The 16,518-nt window shown below is 59.1% G+C and carries 17 protein-coding genes and 1 tRNA gene; 16 read left to right on the forward strand and 2 right to left on the reverse strand.

Annotated features, from left to right (window positions below):
* The first annotated feature begins 3 nt into the window (after positions 1-3).
* From der to DXD24_RS08425, 15 genes are all read left to right on the forward strand, one after another.
* Positions 4-1,338 (forward strand): ribosome biogenesis GTPase Der, encoded by a 1,335-nt coding sequence (der, locus tag DXD24_RS08355; protein WP_117564788.1) that lies wholly within the window; start codon positions 4-6, stop codon positions 1,336-1,338.
* Positions 1,331-2,014, forward strand: coding sequence for a glycerol-3-phosphate 1-O-acyltransferase PlsY (plsY, locus tag DXD24_RS08360; protein ID WP_117564789.1), 684 nt, complete (start codon positions 1,331-1,333; stop codon positions 2,012-2,014). Before der ends, plsY begins: the two co-directional genes overlap by 8 nt.
* Positions 2,015-2,023: 9 nt before the next feature.
* On the forward strand, positions 2,024-3,031 hold the full coding sequence (locus DXD24_RS08365) for an NAD(P)H-dependent glycerol-3-phosphate dehydrogenase (protein ID WP_117564790.1): 1,008 nt from the start codon (positions 2,024-2,026) through the stop codon (positions 3,029-3,031).
* Between the two features lie 18 nt (positions 3,032-3,049).
* A complete protein-coding gene (rpe, locus tag DXD24_RS08370) occupies positions 3,050-3,721 on the forward strand; it encodes a ribulose-phosphate 3-epimerase (protein ID WP_117646530.1) in 672 nt (223 codons plus the stop codon).
* A gap of 6 nt (positions 3,722-3,727) precedes the next feature.
* Positions 3,728-4,906, forward strand: a complete 1,179-nt coding sequence (locus DXD24_RS08375; RefSeq protein WP_117564792.1) for a cysteine desulfurase family protein — start codon at positions 3,728-3,730, stop codon at positions 4,904-4,906.
* A complete protein-coding gene (locus DXD24_RS08380) occupies positions 4,903-5,712 on the forward strand; it encodes a Nif3-like dinuclear metal center hexameric protein (RefSeq protein WP_117646531.1) in 810 nt (269 codons plus the stop codon). The genes DXD24_RS08375 and DXD24_RS08380 overlap by 4 nt, the downstream gene beginning before the upstream one ends.
* On the forward strand, positions 5,709-6,428 hold the full coding sequence (locus tag DXD24_RS08385) for a zinc ribbon domain-containing protein (RefSeq protein ID WP_117646532.1): 720 nt from the start codon (positions 5,709-5,711) through the stop codon (positions 6,426-6,428). Before DXD24_RS08380 ends, DXD24_RS08385 begins: the two co-directional genes overlap by 4 nt.
* Before the next feature lie 3 nt (positions 6,429-6,431).
* Positions 6,432-7,646, forward strand: coding sequence for a bifunctional phosphopantothenoylcysteine decarboxylase/phosphopantothenate--cysteine ligase CoaBC (gene coaBC / locus DXD24_RS08390; protein ID WP_233502371.1), 1,215 nt, complete (start codon positions 6,432-6,434; stop codon positions 7,644-7,646).
* 80 nt (positions 7,647-7,726) lie between these two features.
* A tRNA-Pro gene (locus tag DXD24_RS08395) sits at positions 7,727-7,803 on the forward strand.
* Positions 7,804-8,097: 294 nt separating this feature from the next.
* Complete coding sequence (locus DXD24_RS08400; RefSeq protein ID WP_117564795.1) at positions 8,098-8,802, forward strand: CDP-alcohol phosphatidyltransferase family protein; 705 nt, start codon at positions 8,098-8,100, stop codon at positions 8,800-8,802.
* Between the two features lie 65 nt (positions 8,803-8,867).
* Positions 8,868-9,302 carry an FHA domain-containing protein gene (locus DXD24_RS08405; protein ID WP_195239292.1) on the forward strand — a complete coding sequence of 145 codons (435 nt, stop codon included), beginning with the start codon at positions 8,868-8,870 and terminating at the stop codon, positions 9,300-9,302.
* Between the two features lie 3 nt (positions 9,303-9,305).
* On the forward strand, positions 9,306-10,190 hold the full coding sequence (locus DXD24_RS08410; RefSeq protein WP_117564796.1) for a MerR family transcriptional regulator: 885 nt from the start codon (positions 9,306-9,308) through the stop codon (positions 10,188-10,190).
* 21 nt (positions 10,191-10,211) lie between these two features.
* Positions 10,212-10,757 carry an adenine phosphoribosyltransferase gene (locus DXD24_RS08415; RefSeq protein ID WP_117564797.1) on the forward strand — a complete coding sequence of 182 codons (546 nt, stop codon included), beginning with the start codon at positions 10,212-10,214 and terminating at the stop codon, positions 10,755-10,757.
* 32 nt (positions 10,758-10,789) lie between these two features.
* Positions 10,790-11,902, forward strand: a complete 1,113-nt coding sequence (locus tag DXD24_RS08420; RefSeq protein ID WP_117564798.1) for an NlpC/P60 family protein — start codon at positions 10,790-10,792, stop codon at positions 11,900-11,902.
* Between the two features lie 175 nt (positions 11,903-12,077).
* Positions 12,078-12,944: a DegV family protein gene (locus tag DXD24_RS08425; protein ID WP_117564799.1), complete on the forward strand. Its 867-nt coding sequence runs from the start codon at positions 12,078-12,080 to the stop codon at positions 12,942-12,944.
* A 73-nt stretch (positions 12,945-13,017) separates the two neighbouring features.
* Here the strand turns inward: DXD24_RS08425 and DXD24_RS08430 are convergent, their stop codons facing one another.
* On the reverse strand, positions 13,018-13,629 hold the full coding sequence (locus DXD24_RS08430; RefSeq protein WP_199407935.1) for a DUF1836 domain-containing protein: 612 nt from the start codon (positions 13,627-13,629) through the stop codon (positions 13,018-13,020).
* Between the two features lie 215 nt (positions 13,630-13,844).
* Positions 13,845-14,825 (reverse strand): NAD(P)/FAD-dependent oxidoreductase, encoded by a 981-nt coding sequence (locus tag DXD24_RS08435; RefSeq protein WP_233502370.1) that lies wholly within the window; start codon positions 14,823-14,825, stop codon positions 13,845-13,847.
* A 75-nt stretch (positions 14,826-14,900) separates the two neighbouring features.
* Between DXD24_RS08435 and DXD24_RS08440 the strand changes: the two genes are divergently transcribed.
* Positions 14,901-16,202: a glycosyltransferase gene (locus DXD24_RS08440; RefSeq protein WP_117564801.1), complete on the forward strand. Its 1,302-nt coding sequence runs from the start codon at positions 14,901-14,903 to the stop codon at positions 16,200-16,202.
* Positions 16,203-16,518: the final 316 nt, after the last annotated feature.

Here is a 16,518-nt window from a genome sequence, read left to right on the forward strand (position 1 = left end):
CAGATGAAACCTATCGTCGCCGTCGTCGGACGCCCCAACGTGGGCAAGTCCACGCTCGTCAACCGCCTGGCCCAGACCTCGGACGCCATCGTCCATGAGTCCCGCGGCGTCACGCGCGACCGCTCGTATCACACGGCCGACTGGAACGGCCGCGAGTTCACCATCGTCGACACGGGCGGTATCGAGCCGCTCAAGAGCGATGACGTCTTTGCCACGTCCATCCGCGACCAGGCCCTTGCCGCCGCCGAGGAAGCCGCCGTCATCCTGTTTGTGGTCGACGGCCGCACCGGCGTCACCGAGGAGGACGAATCGGTCGCCCGCATGCTCAAGCGCTGCGACAAGCCGGTCTTTCTGCTGGTGAACAAGCTCGACAACCCCGATCGCGAGAATGACAACATCTGGGAGTTCTATTCGCTCGGCATCGGTGAGCCCACGCCGCTCTCGGCCCTGCACGGCCATGGCACGGGCGACCTGCTCGACGACATCGTGGCCCTGTTGCCCGAGGAGGAGGACGAGGTCGCCGACGAGTTTCCCGATGCGCTGAACGTGGCCATCATCGGCCGCCCCAACGCCGGTAAGTCCTCGCTGTTCAACCGCATCCTGGGCGCCGACCGCTCCATCGTGTCCAACATCGCCGGCACCACGCGCGATGCCATCGACACCGTCGTCGAGCGCGACGGCAAGCACTACCGCATGGTCGACACCGCGGGCATTCGCAAGAAGAGCACCGTGTACGAAAACATCGAGTACTACTCCATGGTCCGCGGCCTGCGCGCCATCGACCGCGCCGACGTGGCGCTGCTCGTCGTCGACGCCTCCGTGGGCGTCACCGAGCAGGACCAGAAGGTCATGGGCCTTGCCATCGAGCGCGGCTGCGCCATCGTGGTGCTGCTCAACAAGTGGGATCTGCTCGACGACGACCGCAAGCGCGAGGCCTGCATGGAGACCGTTGACCGCCGTCTGGGCGTCATGGCTCCTTGGGCCCAGTACCTGCGCATTTCGGCCCTGACCGGCCGCAGCGTCGAGAAGATCTGGGCGATGGTCGACGCGGCCGAAAAGACGCGTTCGCAAAAGATCACCACCTCGCGCCTCAACACGTTCCTCACTGACCTGCGCGAGTTTGGCCACACCGTGGTGGACGGCAAGCGCCGCCTGCGCATGCACTACGTGACCCAGACGGGCGTCAACCCGCCGACGTTTACGTTCTTCGTCAACCACAGCGACCTGGTCAATGACACCTACCAGCGCTACGTGGAGAACCGCATGCGCTCGACCTTCGATTTTGCCGGAACGCCCATTCGACTCTTCTTTAGGAAGAAGGAGCAAAAGGATGCTTAATCCGATTCTGCTGACCGCCATCTGCGCCGTGGTCTCGTTCTTTATCGGAGCGATTCCGTTTGGCCTGATCCTGGGCCGCGTGTTCAACCACACGGACATCCGCAAGGCGGGCTCCGGCAACATCGGCACCACCAACGCCCTGCGCGTGGCCGGCCCCAAGGTGGCCGCGCTCACGCTGCTGTTCGACTGCCTTAAGGGCGCCATCTGCGTCCTTATCGCGCGTCCGCTTATCGCGGGCGTGGGCTATGGCTTCCCTGTGAGCATCATGGCGCCTGGAGCCCCCGGCGACTGGATGCTCGGCGTCATCTGCCTGGCTGCGGTGTGGGGTCACATCTTCTCGCCCTACCTCAACTTCCACGGCGGCAAGGGTATCGCCGTGGGCTTGGGCGTCATCCTCGCCTGGTACTGGCCCATCGGACTTTCGCTGCTGGGCATGTTTATCGTGGCCGTCGCCATCACCAAGTTTGTGTCGGTAGGCTCGCTTGCCGCGGCCATTGGTCTTCCCATCGCCGTCTGCGCGGTCTTTCCGTATAGCAGCCTGGAACTTAAGTTTTGCATGGCGCTGATCGGCATCACCGTGGTGTGGGCCCATCGCGCGAACATCAAAAAGCTCATGGCCGGTAAGGAGTCCAAGCTCTCGTTTACCAAGCGCGTCACCGAGCCCGACGATAAGTAGGAGAGAGTCATGAATGTTGCGCTGATTGGCTCCGGCTCCTGGGGAACCGCCGTCGCCGGCCTTGCCGCCGCTCGAGCCGAGCGCGTGACCATGTGGGCCCATAGTGAGCAGACGGCCGCCGGCATTAACGGCGAGCACCGTAATCCCCGCTATCTGGTGGACTACGAGCTGCCCGGCAACGTTGTCGCCACCATGGACCTGTCGCAGGCACTCGACGGCGCCGAGGCCATCATCTTTGCCGTGCCCTCCACGCACCTGCGCAGCGTATGTCATCAGGCAGCACCTTTCATCGCCACCGACACCCCGGTGCTCTGCCTCACCAAGGGCATTGAGCCCGAGTCCGGCCTACTCATGAGCGAGGTCATCGCCAGCGAGATCGGCAGCGAGGCGCGCGTGGCGGCGCTCTCGGGCCCCAACCATGCCGAGGAGATCTGCCGCGGCGGGCTTTCTGCCGCCGTCATCGCCAGTAAAGACCAGCAGGTGGGGGAGACCTTTAAGGAGCTGCTGCTTTCCACGGCCTTCCGCATCTATCTGTCGCAGGACATGACGGGCGTCGAGGTCTGCGGCGCCATGAAAAACGTCATCGCTATCGTATGCGGCATCTCCGCCGGTACCGGCGCGGGCGACAACACGCTTGCCCTTATCATGACGCGCGGCCTGGCCGAGATCAGCCGACTGGTGCACGCCCGCGGCGGGCAGGCCATAACGTGCATGGGACTCGCCGGCATGGGCGACCTCATCGCCACCTGCACCTCGGAGCATTCGCGCAACCGCACCTTTGGCTACGAGTTTGCCCACGGCGTGTCGCTCGACGAGTACCAGGCGCGCACGCATATGGTGGTCGAGGGCGCCGTCGCGGCCCGCAGCGTGAGCGAGCTCGCCCGTTCACTGGGCGTAGACATTCCGCTCACCTTTGCCGTGGAGCAAACGCTCTACAACGGTGTTACTTTGGATAGGGCGATGGAAATTCTCACCGACCGCGTCCCATCACAAGAGTTCTACGGACTTACCGATTAGCGCAGAAAGGCTACTACCATGGGTTCCATTAAAATCGCTCCGTCCGTCCTTTCGGCCGATATGGCCAACCTCAAGGGCGAGCTCGACAAGATCGCCGGTGCCGACTACGTGCACTTCGACGTTATGGACGGTCACTTTACCGGCAACCTCACCTTTGGCGTCGACATCCTCAAGGCCGTCAAGCGCTCCACCGATGTACCGGTCGACGCGCACCTGATGGTGTCGAACCCCGACGAGACCGTCGATTGGTACGCCGACGCCGGCGCCGATATGATCACCGTTCACTACGAGGCCTCCACGCACCTGCACCGCACGCTCACGCACCTGCAGCAGCGCGGCGTCAAGGCCGGTGTGGTGCTCAATCCCGCAACGCCCGTCTGCGTGCTCGAGAGCATCATCGATGTCGTCGACATCGTGCTGCTGATGAGTGTGAACCCCGGTTTTGGCGGCCAAAGCTTTATCCCGGGCACTCTGCCTAAGCTCCACGAGCTCAAGGCCATGTGTGAGCGCCACGGCGCGTCGCCCATGATCGAGGTCGACGGCGGCATTTCTTCCAAAAACATCGCCGAGGTCGTCAAGGCCGGCGCCAACGTGCTCGTAGCCGGCTCCGCCGTATTTAAGTCCGAAGATCCCGCCGCCGAGGTTGCGCTACTGCAGAAGCTGGGCAATGAGGCCGCACAGGAGGCATAAACCCTTATGACCGCAGGTCAAAACCGCATACCCGTGAATCTTGACTATGCCGCCTCGACGCCCATGCGCGCCGAGGCGCTCCTTGCGCAGCGCGAATATGACGACAGCGAGCTTGCCGGCGTCAACCCCAACTCGCTGCACTCGCTTGGACGCAAGGCCGCCGCACGCCTGGAAGTTGCCCGTCGCGAAATCGCCCGCAGCTTTGGCGCACGCGTCCGCCCGTCCGAGATCGTCCTGACCAATGGCGGCACCGAGGCCAACCAGCTGGCGCTGCTCGGTCTTGCCGAGGGCGCTCGTCAGCGCGATCGCAAGCGCGACCGTGTCATCGTGTCGGCGATCGAGCACGATTCGATCCTGGACAACCTACCGCTGCTGCGTGCCGCCGGCTTTACCGTCGATCTGGTGCAGCCCTGCCGAGCGGGCTACATCGAGACCGCCGCGCTGAGCGACTTGCTCGGCGACGACGTGGCACTCGTTAGCATCATGGCCGCCAACAACGAGACCGGCGTGGTGCAGCCCATCCGCGAGCTGGCCGCCGCCGCGCATACCGTGGGCGCCCTGTTCCACACCGATGCCATCCAGGGCTATCTGCACATTCCGCTCGATGTCACCGAGCTGGGCGTCGATGCCATGTCCGTTGCCGCCCACAAGATCGGCGGTCCCGTGGCATCCGGCGCGCTCTACCTCAAGAACCGCACGCCGCTGCGCCCCCGAATCTTTGGCGGTGGACAGGAAGCCGGACGACGTGCCGGCACGCAGGACCTGCGCACGCAGCTCGCCTTTGCCGCTGCCGCCCGCACGCTGACGCCCCATGTGGCCGAGGAGTGCGAGAAGCTGCAAGCCCTTTCCGACAAGCTCTACGCCACGCTTACGGCCCATCCGCGTATTCACGCCACGATGGGCGACTATGCGCATGCCGACCGTCTGCCCGGCATGGTATCGATCTACATTGACGGCATGGACTCCGAGGAGCTCATCATCAAGCTCGACGCCGCCGGCTTTGAGGTGTCGGCAGGCTCGGCATGCTCGAGCGGCAGCACGGACCCCAGCCACGTTTTGAGCGCGATGGGCATCGGTCGCGAGCAGGCGTTGGGCGCACTGCGCATTTCCTTCGATGACCGCGTGGTTCCGGACGATCTGATCGACTTTGCCCAGACGCTGCTCTCGATCGTAGGTGCCGCATGATCGTCGCCGAACTCGAGCGCGCCCTGCTTGCACGCTATCCTATGACGGACGCCGAACCCTGGGACCACATAGGCTTATCCGTTGGCGACCCCGACGACGAGATCCGCGGCGTGGCCTGCGCACTCGACGCGACCGAGGTCAACGTGCACCGCGCTCTCGAGGCCGGCGCTAACGTGCTGCTGACGCATCATCCCATCTATATTAAGGCGCCTGAGGCGTTTTGCCCGGCGGATGCGTCGCGTCCCCAGTGCAGCGCAGCACTGTTTGAGGCCGCCCGCTGCGGCGTGAGCATTATTTCGCTCCATACCAACCTGGACCGCTCGCACGAAGCGCGCGTTCGCCTGAGTGAGTTGCTGGGCGCCGAGCCCATGAGCTCGCTGGAGCATGTGGACGAGCCTGAGCTCACCGGTCTGGGCGCACTCGCGACCCTCCACGATCCCTGCAACCTGCGCGATCTCGCCAACCGTGCCGCCACGGCGTTTGGCAGCGACCCCCGTGTGTGGGGCGAGGCCGAGCACCCGTGCCGCACCGTCGCCATCCTGGGCGGCTCCCTCGGTGACTTTGGAGAGCTCGCCATCGCCGCCGGTGCGGATGTCATCGTGACGGGCGAGGCGGGCTATCACGTGGCGCAAGACCTTGCTCTGCGCGGTCTGGGCATCATCCTGCTCGGCCATGACCGCTCCGAGGAGCCGTTCGTTGATATATTGATGAACTCTGCAGTTGACGCCGGGGTCGACCCCCGTCATGCGATTAAAATACTGAACCCTTGCCAATGGTGGACTGTGACAAAAGGAGAGAACTTATGAGCGCCGGCGCTACGCTACTCAAGCTGCAACAGATCGATTTGGAGCTCGCCCGCAACAAGAGCGAACTTGCCAATATGCCGGAGCTCAAGGAGCTCGCTTCCAAGCGCAAGACCTACGTTAAGCTCAAGGCCGAGATGACCAAGCTCTACGCCCAGCGCAAGGATCTGGACATTGAGCTCGACGATCTCAACACCACCGAGATTCAGACCAACAACGCCATCGAGGCTGCCAAGAAGCGCCACGTCGACGGCTCCGACTACCGCGAGGTTCAGGACCTGGAGAATGAGCTCGCCACTCTGGCCAAGCGTCTGGACAAGATCGAGCACACCCGCAAGGACGTCGTCGTCGCCCACAAGGAGGCGCTCGACCGCGAGGCTCGCGCGCAGGCCATCATCGCCAAGTTCGAGGAGGGCGTGAAGGCCGACACCAAGGCCGCCCGCGCCAAGGCCGCCGACCTCCAAGCCCAGATTGACGCCGCCACCAAGGAGCGCACCGCGCTTGCCGCCACGCTGCCGACCGACGTCCTCACCGATTACGAGCGCCTGCTCAAGCAGTTCCGCGGCCTGGCAGTCGAGACCATCAAGGGCAACATCCCCACGGTCTGCCACACCGCGCTGCAGGCGTCGTCCATGAGCGACCTCAACCACGACGGTAGTGAGATTACGCATTGCCCGTACTGCCACCGCCTGCTGGTGCTTCCCAACAAGGAAGCCTAAATGATGACGGCGGCATCCAACAATTCAATGCAACTTGAGGGAAAAACGATCCTGCTGGGTATTACCGGCGGGATCGCCGCCTATAAGTCGTGCAATATCGTGCGCCTACTGCAAAAGCGCGGCGCGCGCGTCAAGGTCGTTATGAGCGAGCATGCCACGGAGTTTGTGGGGCCGCTCACGTTCCGCGCGCTCACCAACGAGCCGGTCGCGGTGGGCCTTTTCGACGACCCCTCCGACCCCATCCACCACATTTCGCTGGCGCAGGAGCCCGATCTTGTGATCGTGGCGCCCGCGACGGCCAATATCATCGCCAAGATGGCCAACGGTATCGCCGATGACCTCATCTCCACCACGCTGCTTGCCACGCCGCGACCCATCGTGATCGCCCCCGCCATGAACAACGGCATGTGGAAGGCGCCGGCGACGCAGGCCAATATGGCCACGTTGCGCGACCGTGGCGTCCATGTGGTGGGACCTGGCAGTGGCTACCTTGCCTGCGGCGACGTGGACACGGGGCGCATGAGCGAGCCCGAGGACGTCGTCGAGGCCGTCTGCGAGGTGCTCAATCCCGTGCCGCAGGACCTGGCGGGCAAGCGCGTCGTGATTACCGCCGGCCCCACGCACGAGCCGATCGACCCCGTGCGCTTTATCGGTAATCGGTCGTCGGGCAAGATGGGCATTGCCCTGGCAGGGGAGGCCGTACGCCGCGGCGCTGCGGTCACGCTCGTGCTGGGGCCGACGTCACTCGACGTGGGTCGCGGCATGGAGTGTGTACGCGTGCAGACCGCCGCAGAGATGCTGCAGGCCGCACTGAGCGCCTTTCAGACGGCCGATGCGGCCATTTGTGCGGCGGCTGTCGCCGACTACACACCTGCCGCTCCTGCGGATCACAAGCTCAAAAAGGCCAACGAACGCTTGGATCGCATCGAACTGGTCGAGACCGTTGATATTTTGGCTGAGCTCTCGCGCCAGAAGGGCGAGCGCCGTGTAATCGGATTTGCAGCCGAGACCGATAACGTCGTGGAGTACGCTGAGCGAAAACTTGCCCGTAAGGGCTGCGACGCGATCATCGCCAACGATGTCTCGCGCGCCGATTCGGGCTTTGGAACCGACACCAATAAGGCCTGGATTGTGAGCACGGCAGGTACGCAAGAACTTCCCGTACTAACAAAACCCCAGCTCGCAGATACAATTTTGGACTTGCTCAAAAATAATTAAAAAAGTTCTTGCACAAGTCCAAAGTTTCGGGTTAATATACTCCCTGTTGCGAGCGAGAGCAGAGCAACAAACAAAAGCTTCGGGACGTGGCGCAGCTTGGTAGCGCACTTGACTGGGGGTCAAGGGGTCGCTGGTTCGAATCCAGTCGTCCCGACCAGAAGTTTGCAGGTCAGGCGCCTAGTGCCTGACCTTTTTTGTTAAGAATCAACAAAGTAAGCAACAAAGAATCAACGGCTTTCTTGATCGATACTTTCGCTCAACAAAAACTTGTACGTCACCCTCCAAAAACGACAATTTATGAAATGTTTGGAGGCTGACGTACACAAATACGGTACATTCACGTTGCGACAGCGTCCTCCACATGTCTGGACTCTCTATGCTTACGCTGGATAGACATCGCTAGAACGGGTATAGTATCGGAAGTTTTGTCGTTTACCAGCGGGGGAGTCCTGTGGGCATCAAAAAGAAGATCAAAAAGGAGCTTATCGGCACCTCCGATTACCCGTCGAATAAGATCTTTACGATCTCCAATTTCATCACCTTTACGCGCCTGATCCTCACGCTCGTCTTCCTGTACCTGTTTGTGACGGACAACAACCGTGTCGTTGCCATTGTCATCTACGCTATCGCGGCCTCCACCGACTGGATGGACGGCCAGATTGCCCGCATGACCAAAACCGTCTCGTGGCTCGGCAAGGTTATGGATCCCATCTGCGACCGTGCGCTGCTGTTTACCGGCGTGCTGGGCCTGGTGGTACGCGGCGAGTTGCCCATCTGGGTCTGCATACTCATCATCGGTCGCGATGTTTACTTAGGGATCGGATCGCTCATCGTGCGCCATTATCACCGTCGTCCCATCGATGTCGTCTTTCCCGGCAAGATTGCCACGGCGCTGCTCATGACCGGCTTCTCACTCATGCTGCTTGGGTTCCCCATCATAGACGGCTGGCATCTGCTGCCCGCCACGTTCACGGCATTCCCGGGTCTCAATGGCAGCTCGGTGCCCCTCGGCATCTTCTTTGTGTACGGCGGCGTCATCTTCTCCATGCTCACCGCTGTCATCTATTCCATTAAGGGAGGGGTGGCCATTAAACAGGCCATTGCGCATCCCGAGGACGAGGACACCGACTTTCTCAACCCCGAAATCGAAGACTGATTCATTGGGGTATGATTACGTACGGTTCATTTTTTGCGGCGTCGCCGCGTTAGATAGGGGTTGTCATGGACAACAAGGTTAACAATATGCCTCAGAACGATAAGACTGCGGACGCTACCTGCGTTTTCCGCGTTCCCTCGAGCGATGTCACTGTTCCCGACCTTATGGCCAACGTGCACATCACCGCTCCGGTTCTGTCCATCGTCAAGGGTCCGCAGACCGGAGCTGCCTTTGAGCTCGAGGACGACGTGACCACCATCGGCCGCGACCCCGCGAACGGCATCTTCCTCAACGACATGACGGTCTCGCGCAGCCACGCACGCATTATTCGTGAGGGCCTGGGCGCCCGTATTGAGGATCTGGGCTCGCTCAACGGAACCTGGGTCGACGGCGCCATCGTCAACGGTGCTCCGCTGCACGACGGCTCTTCCGTTCAAATCGGTACGTTCACGCTCATCTACCACGAGAGCACGCCGGAGCGCATCGAAACCGGTGAGTAGGTAATGGCCGAACGCAACTATCTGAGTATCGGCCAAGTCGTCAACCTTCTTCGAGGCGCATACCCCGATCTATCGAACTCAAAAATTAGATTTCTAGAAGATGAGGGGCTCATCACCCCTCATCGTACGCCTAAGGGGTATCGCCAGTACTCCAAGGAAGACGTTGACCGTCTCGAGGTCATCCTGCACCTGCAAAAGACCCGCTACATGCCGCTCAACGTCATTAAGCAGCGCTTGGAAAACGCAACGGACCTGTCCACTTTGGCTTACGAGGTGGGTCTTCTGTCCGATGTTCCGCTTAAGACGGAACCCAAAGAGACCAAGCAAAAGCTGCATCCCATCGAGACGATCCCCGACATGCTCGGTGTTGAGATTTCGTTTATCCGCTCCCTTGCCGAGAACGATCTAATTCGCATCATCAAGAGCCCGCAGAACCGAGAGCTCGTCGATGGCCGAGATTTCCCGATTATCCGTTACTGCTCGGAGCTGTCGCGCTTCCACATTGAGCCGCGCAACCTGCGTCAGTACGTATCGTCGGCAAACCGCGAGTCTTCGATGTTTGAGCAGGTTCTCGTGAGCATGCTCGGCATGGATACCTCCGATGACGAGCGCGACGCCAAGCTCGAGCGCGCTTTCAAGAAGCTGCACGACCTCACCGAGGGTGTGCACACCGCGCTCCTTAAGAACCGTGTCTTTGAGTCGCTCAACGCCGTGGTCGAGGACGCTGACATCGATGCTCTCGATGAGGAGATCGCGCGTTCCGAATCCACCAAGGCTAAAAGCGATGGGGCAAGCGTCCCCGCGGTTGCCGCGCACGACGAGTCGCTCGTGCAGCCGTCCAAGGTCGTCGTCCCCTCGCATAGCTCGTCTGCTAACACGAGTAAATAATCGCCGTCCATCCGGCAATCCATGAAAGGTCACAAAGTGTACGACTTCGAATCTCATATCGTCGACATCCCCGACTATCCCGAGCCCGGAGTCGTGTTTAAGGACATTACGCCGCTCTTTGGCAATCCCGAGGCTCTGAAGGCCATGGTCGATGCGCTCGCCGAGCATTTTGCTGGCATGGGCATTACCAAGGTCGTCGGCCCCGAGGCTCGTGGCTTTATGGTGGGCGTCCCCGTGGCCGTCGCCCTGGGCGCTGGCTTTGTTCCCGCACGTAAGCCGGGTAAACTGCCGCGCAAGACGGTGAGCGAGAGCTATGAGCTCGAGTATGGAACGGATTCTATCGAGATCCACGCCGATGCTATCAGCTCTAAAGATACCGTGTTGATTCTGGACGACTTGGTCGCGACGGGCGGAACCGTCGAGGCAACAGGTAAACTGGTGCGAGATATGGGCGCAAAGCTTGTGGGCTACGGTTGTATCCTTGAGCTTGCGTTTCTCAACCCGCGCAAGAAGCTCACGCCTTCTAACGAGGACGTTGAGCTCTTTAGCCTGGTAACGGTGGACTAGCCGCTACCCTTAGATACCGGAAAGGAAGCTACATGCGCACAGCAAACACGCACAGAAACATGGCACGCTGCGCTGCTACGGCAACCCTCGCTTGTGTTTTGGGCCTGGGCCTCGTGGCTCCGGCTTACGCCGATACCGCATCCGAGCTTGCTGCTGCCCGTACCAAGCTCGAGCAGATTGGCACCCAAACTCAGCAAATTCATGAAGAACTCTCCGCACAGACGCAGGAGCTTGATCAGACTGCAGGCGAGATCACGCAAAAGCAGCAAGAGATTGCCGAGGGTCAGGCAAAGCTTTCGAGCTACGTTGCCGGTGAGTACAAGACCGGCGGTCTGAGTCTCCTTCAGGTTCTGACGGGCGTCGACGATCTGGGCGACATGCTCAACCGTCTGTTCTATTACGGCAAGGTTTCCGACAAGCAGGCCCAGACCATTCAGGATGTCAAGGACCTTAAGCAGCAGCTCACTGATAAGCAGGCCGAGCAGGAGAAGAACGTCGCCGCGACGCAGAAGAAAGTCGACGAGCTCAACGCCCAGCAGGCCGAGGCTCAGAGCCTCGTCAGTTCCCTGGACTCGCAACTGCAGGCCGAGCTTGCCGCCGAGGCCGAGGCCAATGCGGCGCTGCAGGCCGGCATAAATGCCAGCACAGCCGAAAAGGCCACGGTAAGCAACGACACCGCCGGTACGACCGAGAACACCAACAATGGCGGCGGCACAACCAACAACGGCGGCAACACGCCTGCGCCCGCTCCTGCTCCTACGCCGCAGCCCTCGACGCCCGCTCCGGCTCCGACGCCTTCCGCACCGAGCCAGTCTGTTGACGGCGGCTCCGTTGTTTCGCGCGCCTACAGCAAGCTTGGTTGCGCTTATTCCTGGGGCGGCATTGGACCGGACAGCTTTGACTGCTCCGGTTTTGTAAGCTACTGTCTCACGGGCCGCTACTGCCGTCTGGGCACCACCGGCACTTTCATGGGTTGGACCCGCGTGTCCGACCCGCAACCCGGCGATGTCGTGGTTAACTCCTACCATACTGGCATCTATATCGGTAATGGTCAGATGATCCATGCTTCCGACTACAAGACGGGCGTCATCATCAGCTCCGTCGCAGCCGGCATGAACAACAACTACATTTTCGTGCGCTACTAAGTCACTCTGCATAGCAAACGAATGTGAACCTCGTGGCCTTTGGGCTGCGAGGTTCATTTATTTGTGACCGTGCTCCATACATGATCCCAATGAGCTAGTTTTCAATACTAGATGCACGTTTCAAAGGTAAGCAAGATGGCTATAATAAATGAGAAGCATCTAGAAAGGACCCTCTATGAGCTGGGCACTTATCTCCGATTCGAGCTGCAACCTCCGCGATTGGCAACCGACCGCGCCCCATACCACCTTTGCATATGCACCCCTTAAAATTCGAGTGGGGGAGCGCGAGTTCGTCGATGACCTCACGCTCAACGTTCACGAGCTCAATTGCGCCGTGCAGGCTGAGTCGAGCGCTTCTTCGAGCGCCTGCCCGAGCGTAGGCGAGTGGACCGAACTCTTTAGGCTTGCCGACAAGACAATTTGCATGCCCATCTCCGAGGGCGTCTCGGGAAGCTACAATGCCGCCGCCACGGCACGCGATTTGGTTCTTGCCGAGGATCCGAACCGTCAGATTCATTTGGTCAATTCACGCGGAGCCGGCGGCAAAATGGACCTGATCTTCCTGCTGTTCGACCGCTATCTCGCAAGCAACCCCAACGTCCCTTTTGAGGAAGCCTGCAGCTATTTTGATGAGCTGGAACTAAACAGCAAGATCCTCTTTAGCCTGTGCAATTACGAAAATCTCGCCAAGGCCGGACGTATTCCCAAGGCAGCTGGAGTTATCGCCAATAAACTCAACATTCGAGTTTTAGGCACGGCAAGCGAGGAGGGGGAGATTAAGCTCGTCGGTCACACCCGTGGCGAAAAGAAGATGCTTGGCAAGATTGTCGACACCATGGAGGCCGAGGGCTTTACCGGCGGCGAGGTCGTAATCGACCATGTCGAAAATGAGGCGGGCGCCCAGGCACTTGCCAGCCGCATTGTGGAGCATTGGCCCGGTTCCAAGACCATCATCATGCCCTGCAACGGACTGGATTCATACTATGCCGAGATGCACGGGCTCATTATCGGCTACGGCATGGGCGTGGCTTCAGGCCAATAGCGTCCAACTAAACAAAAACACGGGCGGGGCAAAGTGTCTGATGACTCTTTGCCCCGCCCTTCTTATACGTCGGTTAGCTATTAAACCCATTGAACTTTAGGTAGCTCATTAGATACGCCTTCGATACAAAAGACGATACTGCACTGCGAACGAGCAGCGACTCGCGAGTGACCTGATGAGCCGTATCGGGAACAGGAACCTGCTCAATGGAAAAAGCCGCACGAATCGATGCCTCGAGCTGATCAATCACATAATCAAAGGCGGTCGGTGCATCATAGCTCAGGCGCTGAATGTTAAAGAGTGCCTGAACCGCAGCGATGGGCAGCACCTGCTTAAAGATACAAATGGAGATGAGACGCGCAATCTGCTCGCGACCATATTGCTTTTTAACCGGAGCGGGAACGAGGCCGACCTTTACGTAGTTATTGATCATCGATGGCGTAATGACGGGCTGTTCCACACAAATCGAAAGCGGCTCCATCCACAGCTCGATGTACTCAATGACCTGGTCACGGTAGAGCGTTACATTCGGCAACTGGTTATAGCGCGGCAGGCTGAGCGTATTGAGTTTGCGGACTATATCAGACTGGATAAATGCATCAGGTAGCACCGTTGGCTGAATATCCTCTGGGCTAATGCTAACCGACGTATCGGACATAGGAATGACATGTTTAACGTGATTCATATGGTGCCTCCGTTCGTTTTCAATATTGTATTCTAGATTATCTAGTTTTACATACCACAATGAACGGTATGATCGTCGGCTTTGGCTCGAGTCCGGCCGCAGGATAACTGGCTTGTTTTTGCACAACAAAACGTCCAGCAGCAACGTTGCCTCAAGCTCGTTACTGCTGGACGTTTAAGTAAAAAAACAACCTTACATAATATATATTATCGTACTTATCCGCGTAGAAAAGCGTATGCGCTGGTAGCCGCTATGGCTCCGTCCGAAACGGCGGTCACAACTTGACGTAAACGCTTGGAACGGATATCGCCGGCAGCAAATAAGCCAGGCGTGCGGGTGGCCATCGATTCGGCGGTCACAATACCGCCGTCGGGCGCCAGATCTACCAGATGCTCTACAAACTCGGTATGGGGCTGCGTGCCAGCATAGACAAAAATGCCAAACGAACCAGGATCAAAGGACTCAGCGTGCATTTCACTAGTCGCATTGTCCTTAAACGTGATTGTCGTGGGCATCGCCTCACCAGAAAGCTCAACAATACTAGTTTGGTACCTAACTGAAATATTATCTTTTGCGAGCACCTTTTGAACCACGCCATCGGGGGCACGGAACTGATCGCGGCGCAAGACGATGGTCACGCTGCTGGCGATTTCTGACAAGAACAGGGCTTCCTCGCAGGCAGCATTACCGCCACCGATGACAAAGACCTGTTTACCGCGAAAGAACATGCCATCGCACGTCGCGCAATAAGAAACGCCACGACCGCGATACGTATCCTCGCCAACAAAACCAGCAGATCGCGGCGTGGCACCCATGCAAGCGATAACGCTCGAGGCCAGCGTATCGCCCATATCGTGATGCACCGTAAACAGCGCCGCATCCGCATCGTAATCGATACCCGTAACCATGCTCCATGTAACCTGTGCTCCCAGGCCCTCTGCATGTTGCTGAAACCGCTCGCCGAGTTCGGCGCCACTCAAGAGCGGAATGCCCGGATAGTTCTCAACCTCATTGGTTGTGGCGATCTGTCCTCCCGACATACCTTGCTCAATCACGGTCGTCGTTAGGTTGGCGCGCGCCGCGTAAATGGCTGCAGCATAGCCCGCAGGCCCGCCGCCGATAATCGCAACATCGATCGGCTGATGAGTAGTCATGAAGAGACCTCCTGTCGAAAGATTGGCGTTCTTTGCGCTCATACCCAAATTTATGCGAACGTGACACTCATGCACTACAATGATTCTCTGTGAAACAAAGATGAAGGGGAGATATCGATGGATCAGACGCAGACGAGCGACGACGCTCCCCTGCTCACGCACAGCACTCCCCAATCGGAACAAACCACGCTCTTGGCTCAGCAAAAACCTCTCGTGACTATCGTGCACGCCTCGGTCGGCTCGGGCCACAAGGCCGCCGCAAATGCGATTGCGCAGGCATTCGACCTCATCCGCGGCACCAATGGCATCCCAGAGGATGTTGAGATTGAAGTGCTCGATATCCTTGATTTTGGACGCATAAAATTCGACGGCAACAAAACGGCCGCCTCGTTTACCGGCGCCACGCGCCCAATCTATGACTTGACCTGGCGTTATACCCTTACCGGACACCTGCTTTGGGGCGGTGGCACGGCATGGTCGCGCATCATGTTCCCCGCATTTAACGAATACGTTCGAACTCGCAGGCCCATTGCCGTGGTAGCCACACATATCACGGCAGCCAACGTCGCCGTCGGCGCGCGCGTCATTACGGGCATCGACTATCCCGTCATTTGCGTACCGACCGATTACGAGGTCGAGGGTTGGTGGCCCCATAAGGACACCGACCTATTCTGCGTAGCAAACGAGTTTATGGCCGAAACACTCCGACCCCGTAAGGTTCCCGAGGCAAAGATCCGCATTACGGGCATCCCCATTCGCGCCGGGTTTGATACGGACTACAACCGCGAGGAAAAACTCGAGAAGTTCAATCTCCCCACAGACAAGCTCGTTGTGCTGGTGATGGCCGGCGCCAGTTTGCCTCAACCGTACGTTCGCTTTCGCGCGGAGATGGACCGCACCCTCCCCTTCCTGCGCAGCTTCGAGGACATGCACTTTGTCTTTTTGCCGGGCAAGGATGCCGAATATGCCACCCGTCTCAAAACGCTTTTCGATGCCATGAAACTCGAGAACGTCACGGTTCTTGACTACGTCGATGACATGGCAGCGCTTATGCACGGCTGTGACCTGGCAATCCTCAAATCTGGCGGACTCACTGTTACCGAATGCCTGTGCGCACACCTGCCTATGATTCTGCTGGGCAAGTCATATGGCCAGGAAAAGGCCAACACCACCATGCTCACCGGCATGGGCGCCAGCATGCATGTCACCACGGCGCGAGAGCTCATCGTAACCCTGCGCCACCTGCACGATCATCCCGAATCGCTCAAGGCACTACTCATTAACGGCGAAGTGCTGCGCCGTCCACGCGCAGCCGAGGATATCGCCATCGCAACCATGGAACTTGCAGGCAAGCCCCAAAAGCGCAAACGAGCCTTCTGCCGCTTCTACTGGGGCGAAAAACCAGCGCATATCCGCTAGCGTCTTAATGTCCGCTGCTCGGCGGGAGCCGCCCATATATCATTCCATGCTCAAACATTCTCGCTGCGCTGCGAAACTGCGCGTGGAACGATATATGGGCGGCTCCCGCCGAGCAGCTACGTTTACGTACTAGCAACTACAGCGGGTTCGCCCCAGTAGAAGCTGCGAAGGTGGAACCAAATAATCTGATAATAGTTAGCCGATGCTACAAAGGGATTGTTCCTTTGTAGCATCGGCTAACTAGAAAGATTATTTATCTCAAGCATTTAGGGTGACGCATAATTTCTTTCGCAAATTGACAACCGCATAGCGGAAC

This window comes from Collinsella sp. TF12-2AT, assembly GCF_003436735.1.
Taxonomy (GTDB): Bacteria; Actinomycetota; Coriobacteriia; order Coriobacteriales; family Coriobacteriaceae; genus Collinsella.

Bases quoted from the DNA above. Each gene is read 5' to 3' on its own strand.
- der (WP_117564788.1), top strand. From the start codon at position 4: ATGAAACCTATCGTCGCCGTCGTCGGACGCCCCAACGTGGGCAAGTCC.
- plsY (WP_117564789.1), top strand. From the start codon at position 1,331: ATGCTTAATCCGATTCTGCTGACCGCCATCTGCGCCGTGGTCTCGTTC.
- DXD24_RS08365 (WP_117564790.1), top strand. From the start codon at position 2,024: ATGAATGTTGCGCTGATTGGCTCCGGCTCCTGGGGAACCGCCGTCGCC.
- rpe (WP_117646530.1), top strand. From the start codon at position 3,050: ATGGGTTCCATTAAAATCGCTCCGTCCGTCCTTTCGGCCGATATGGCC.
- DXD24_RS08375 (WP_117564792.1), top strand. From the start codon at position 3,728: ATGACCGCAGGTCAAAACCGCATACCCGTGAATCTTGACTATGCCGCC.
- DXD24_RS08380 (WP_117646531.1), top strand. From the start codon at position 4,903: ATGATCGTCGCCGAACTCGAGCGCGCCCTGCTTGCACGCTATCCTATG.
- DXD24_RS08385 (WP_117646532.1), top strand. From the start codon at position 5,709: ATGAGCGCCGGCGCTACGCTACTCAAGCTGCAACAGATCGATTTGGAG.
- coaBC (WP_233502371.1), top strand. From the start codon at position 6,432: ATGACGGCGGCATCCAACAATTCAATGCAACTTGAGGGAAAAACGATC.
- DXD24_RS08405 (WP_195239292.1), top strand. From the start codon at position 8,868: ATGGACAACAAGGTTAACAATATGCCTCAGAACGATAAGACTGCGGAC.
- DXD24_RS08410 (WP_117564796.1), top strand. From the start codon at position 9,306: ATGGCCGAACGCAACTATCTGAGTATCGGCCAAGTCGTCAACCTTCTT.
- DXD24_RS08415 (WP_117564797.1), top strand. From the start codon at position 10,212: ATGAAAGGTCACAAAGTGTACGACTTCGAATCTCATATCGTCGACATC.
- DXD24_RS08420 (WP_117564798.1), top strand. From the start codon at position 10,790: ATGCGCACAGCAAACACGCACAGAAACATGGCACGCTGCGCTGCTACG.
- DXD24_RS08425 (WP_117564799.1), top strand. From the start codon at position 12,078: ATGAGCTGGGCACTTATCTCCGATTCGAGCTGCAACCTCCGCGATTGG.
- DXD24_RS08430 (WP_199407935.1), bottom strand. From the start codon at position 13,629: ATGAATCACGTTAAACATGTCATTCCTATGTCCGATACGTCGGTTAGC.
- DXD24_RS08435 (WP_233502370.1), bottom strand. From the start codon at position 14,825: ATGAGCGCAAAGAACGCCAATCTTTCGACAGGAGGTCTCTTCATGACT.
- DXD24_RS08440 (WP_117564801.1), top strand. From the start codon at position 14,901: ATGGATCAGACGCAGACGAGCGACGACGCTCCCCTGCTCACGCACAGC.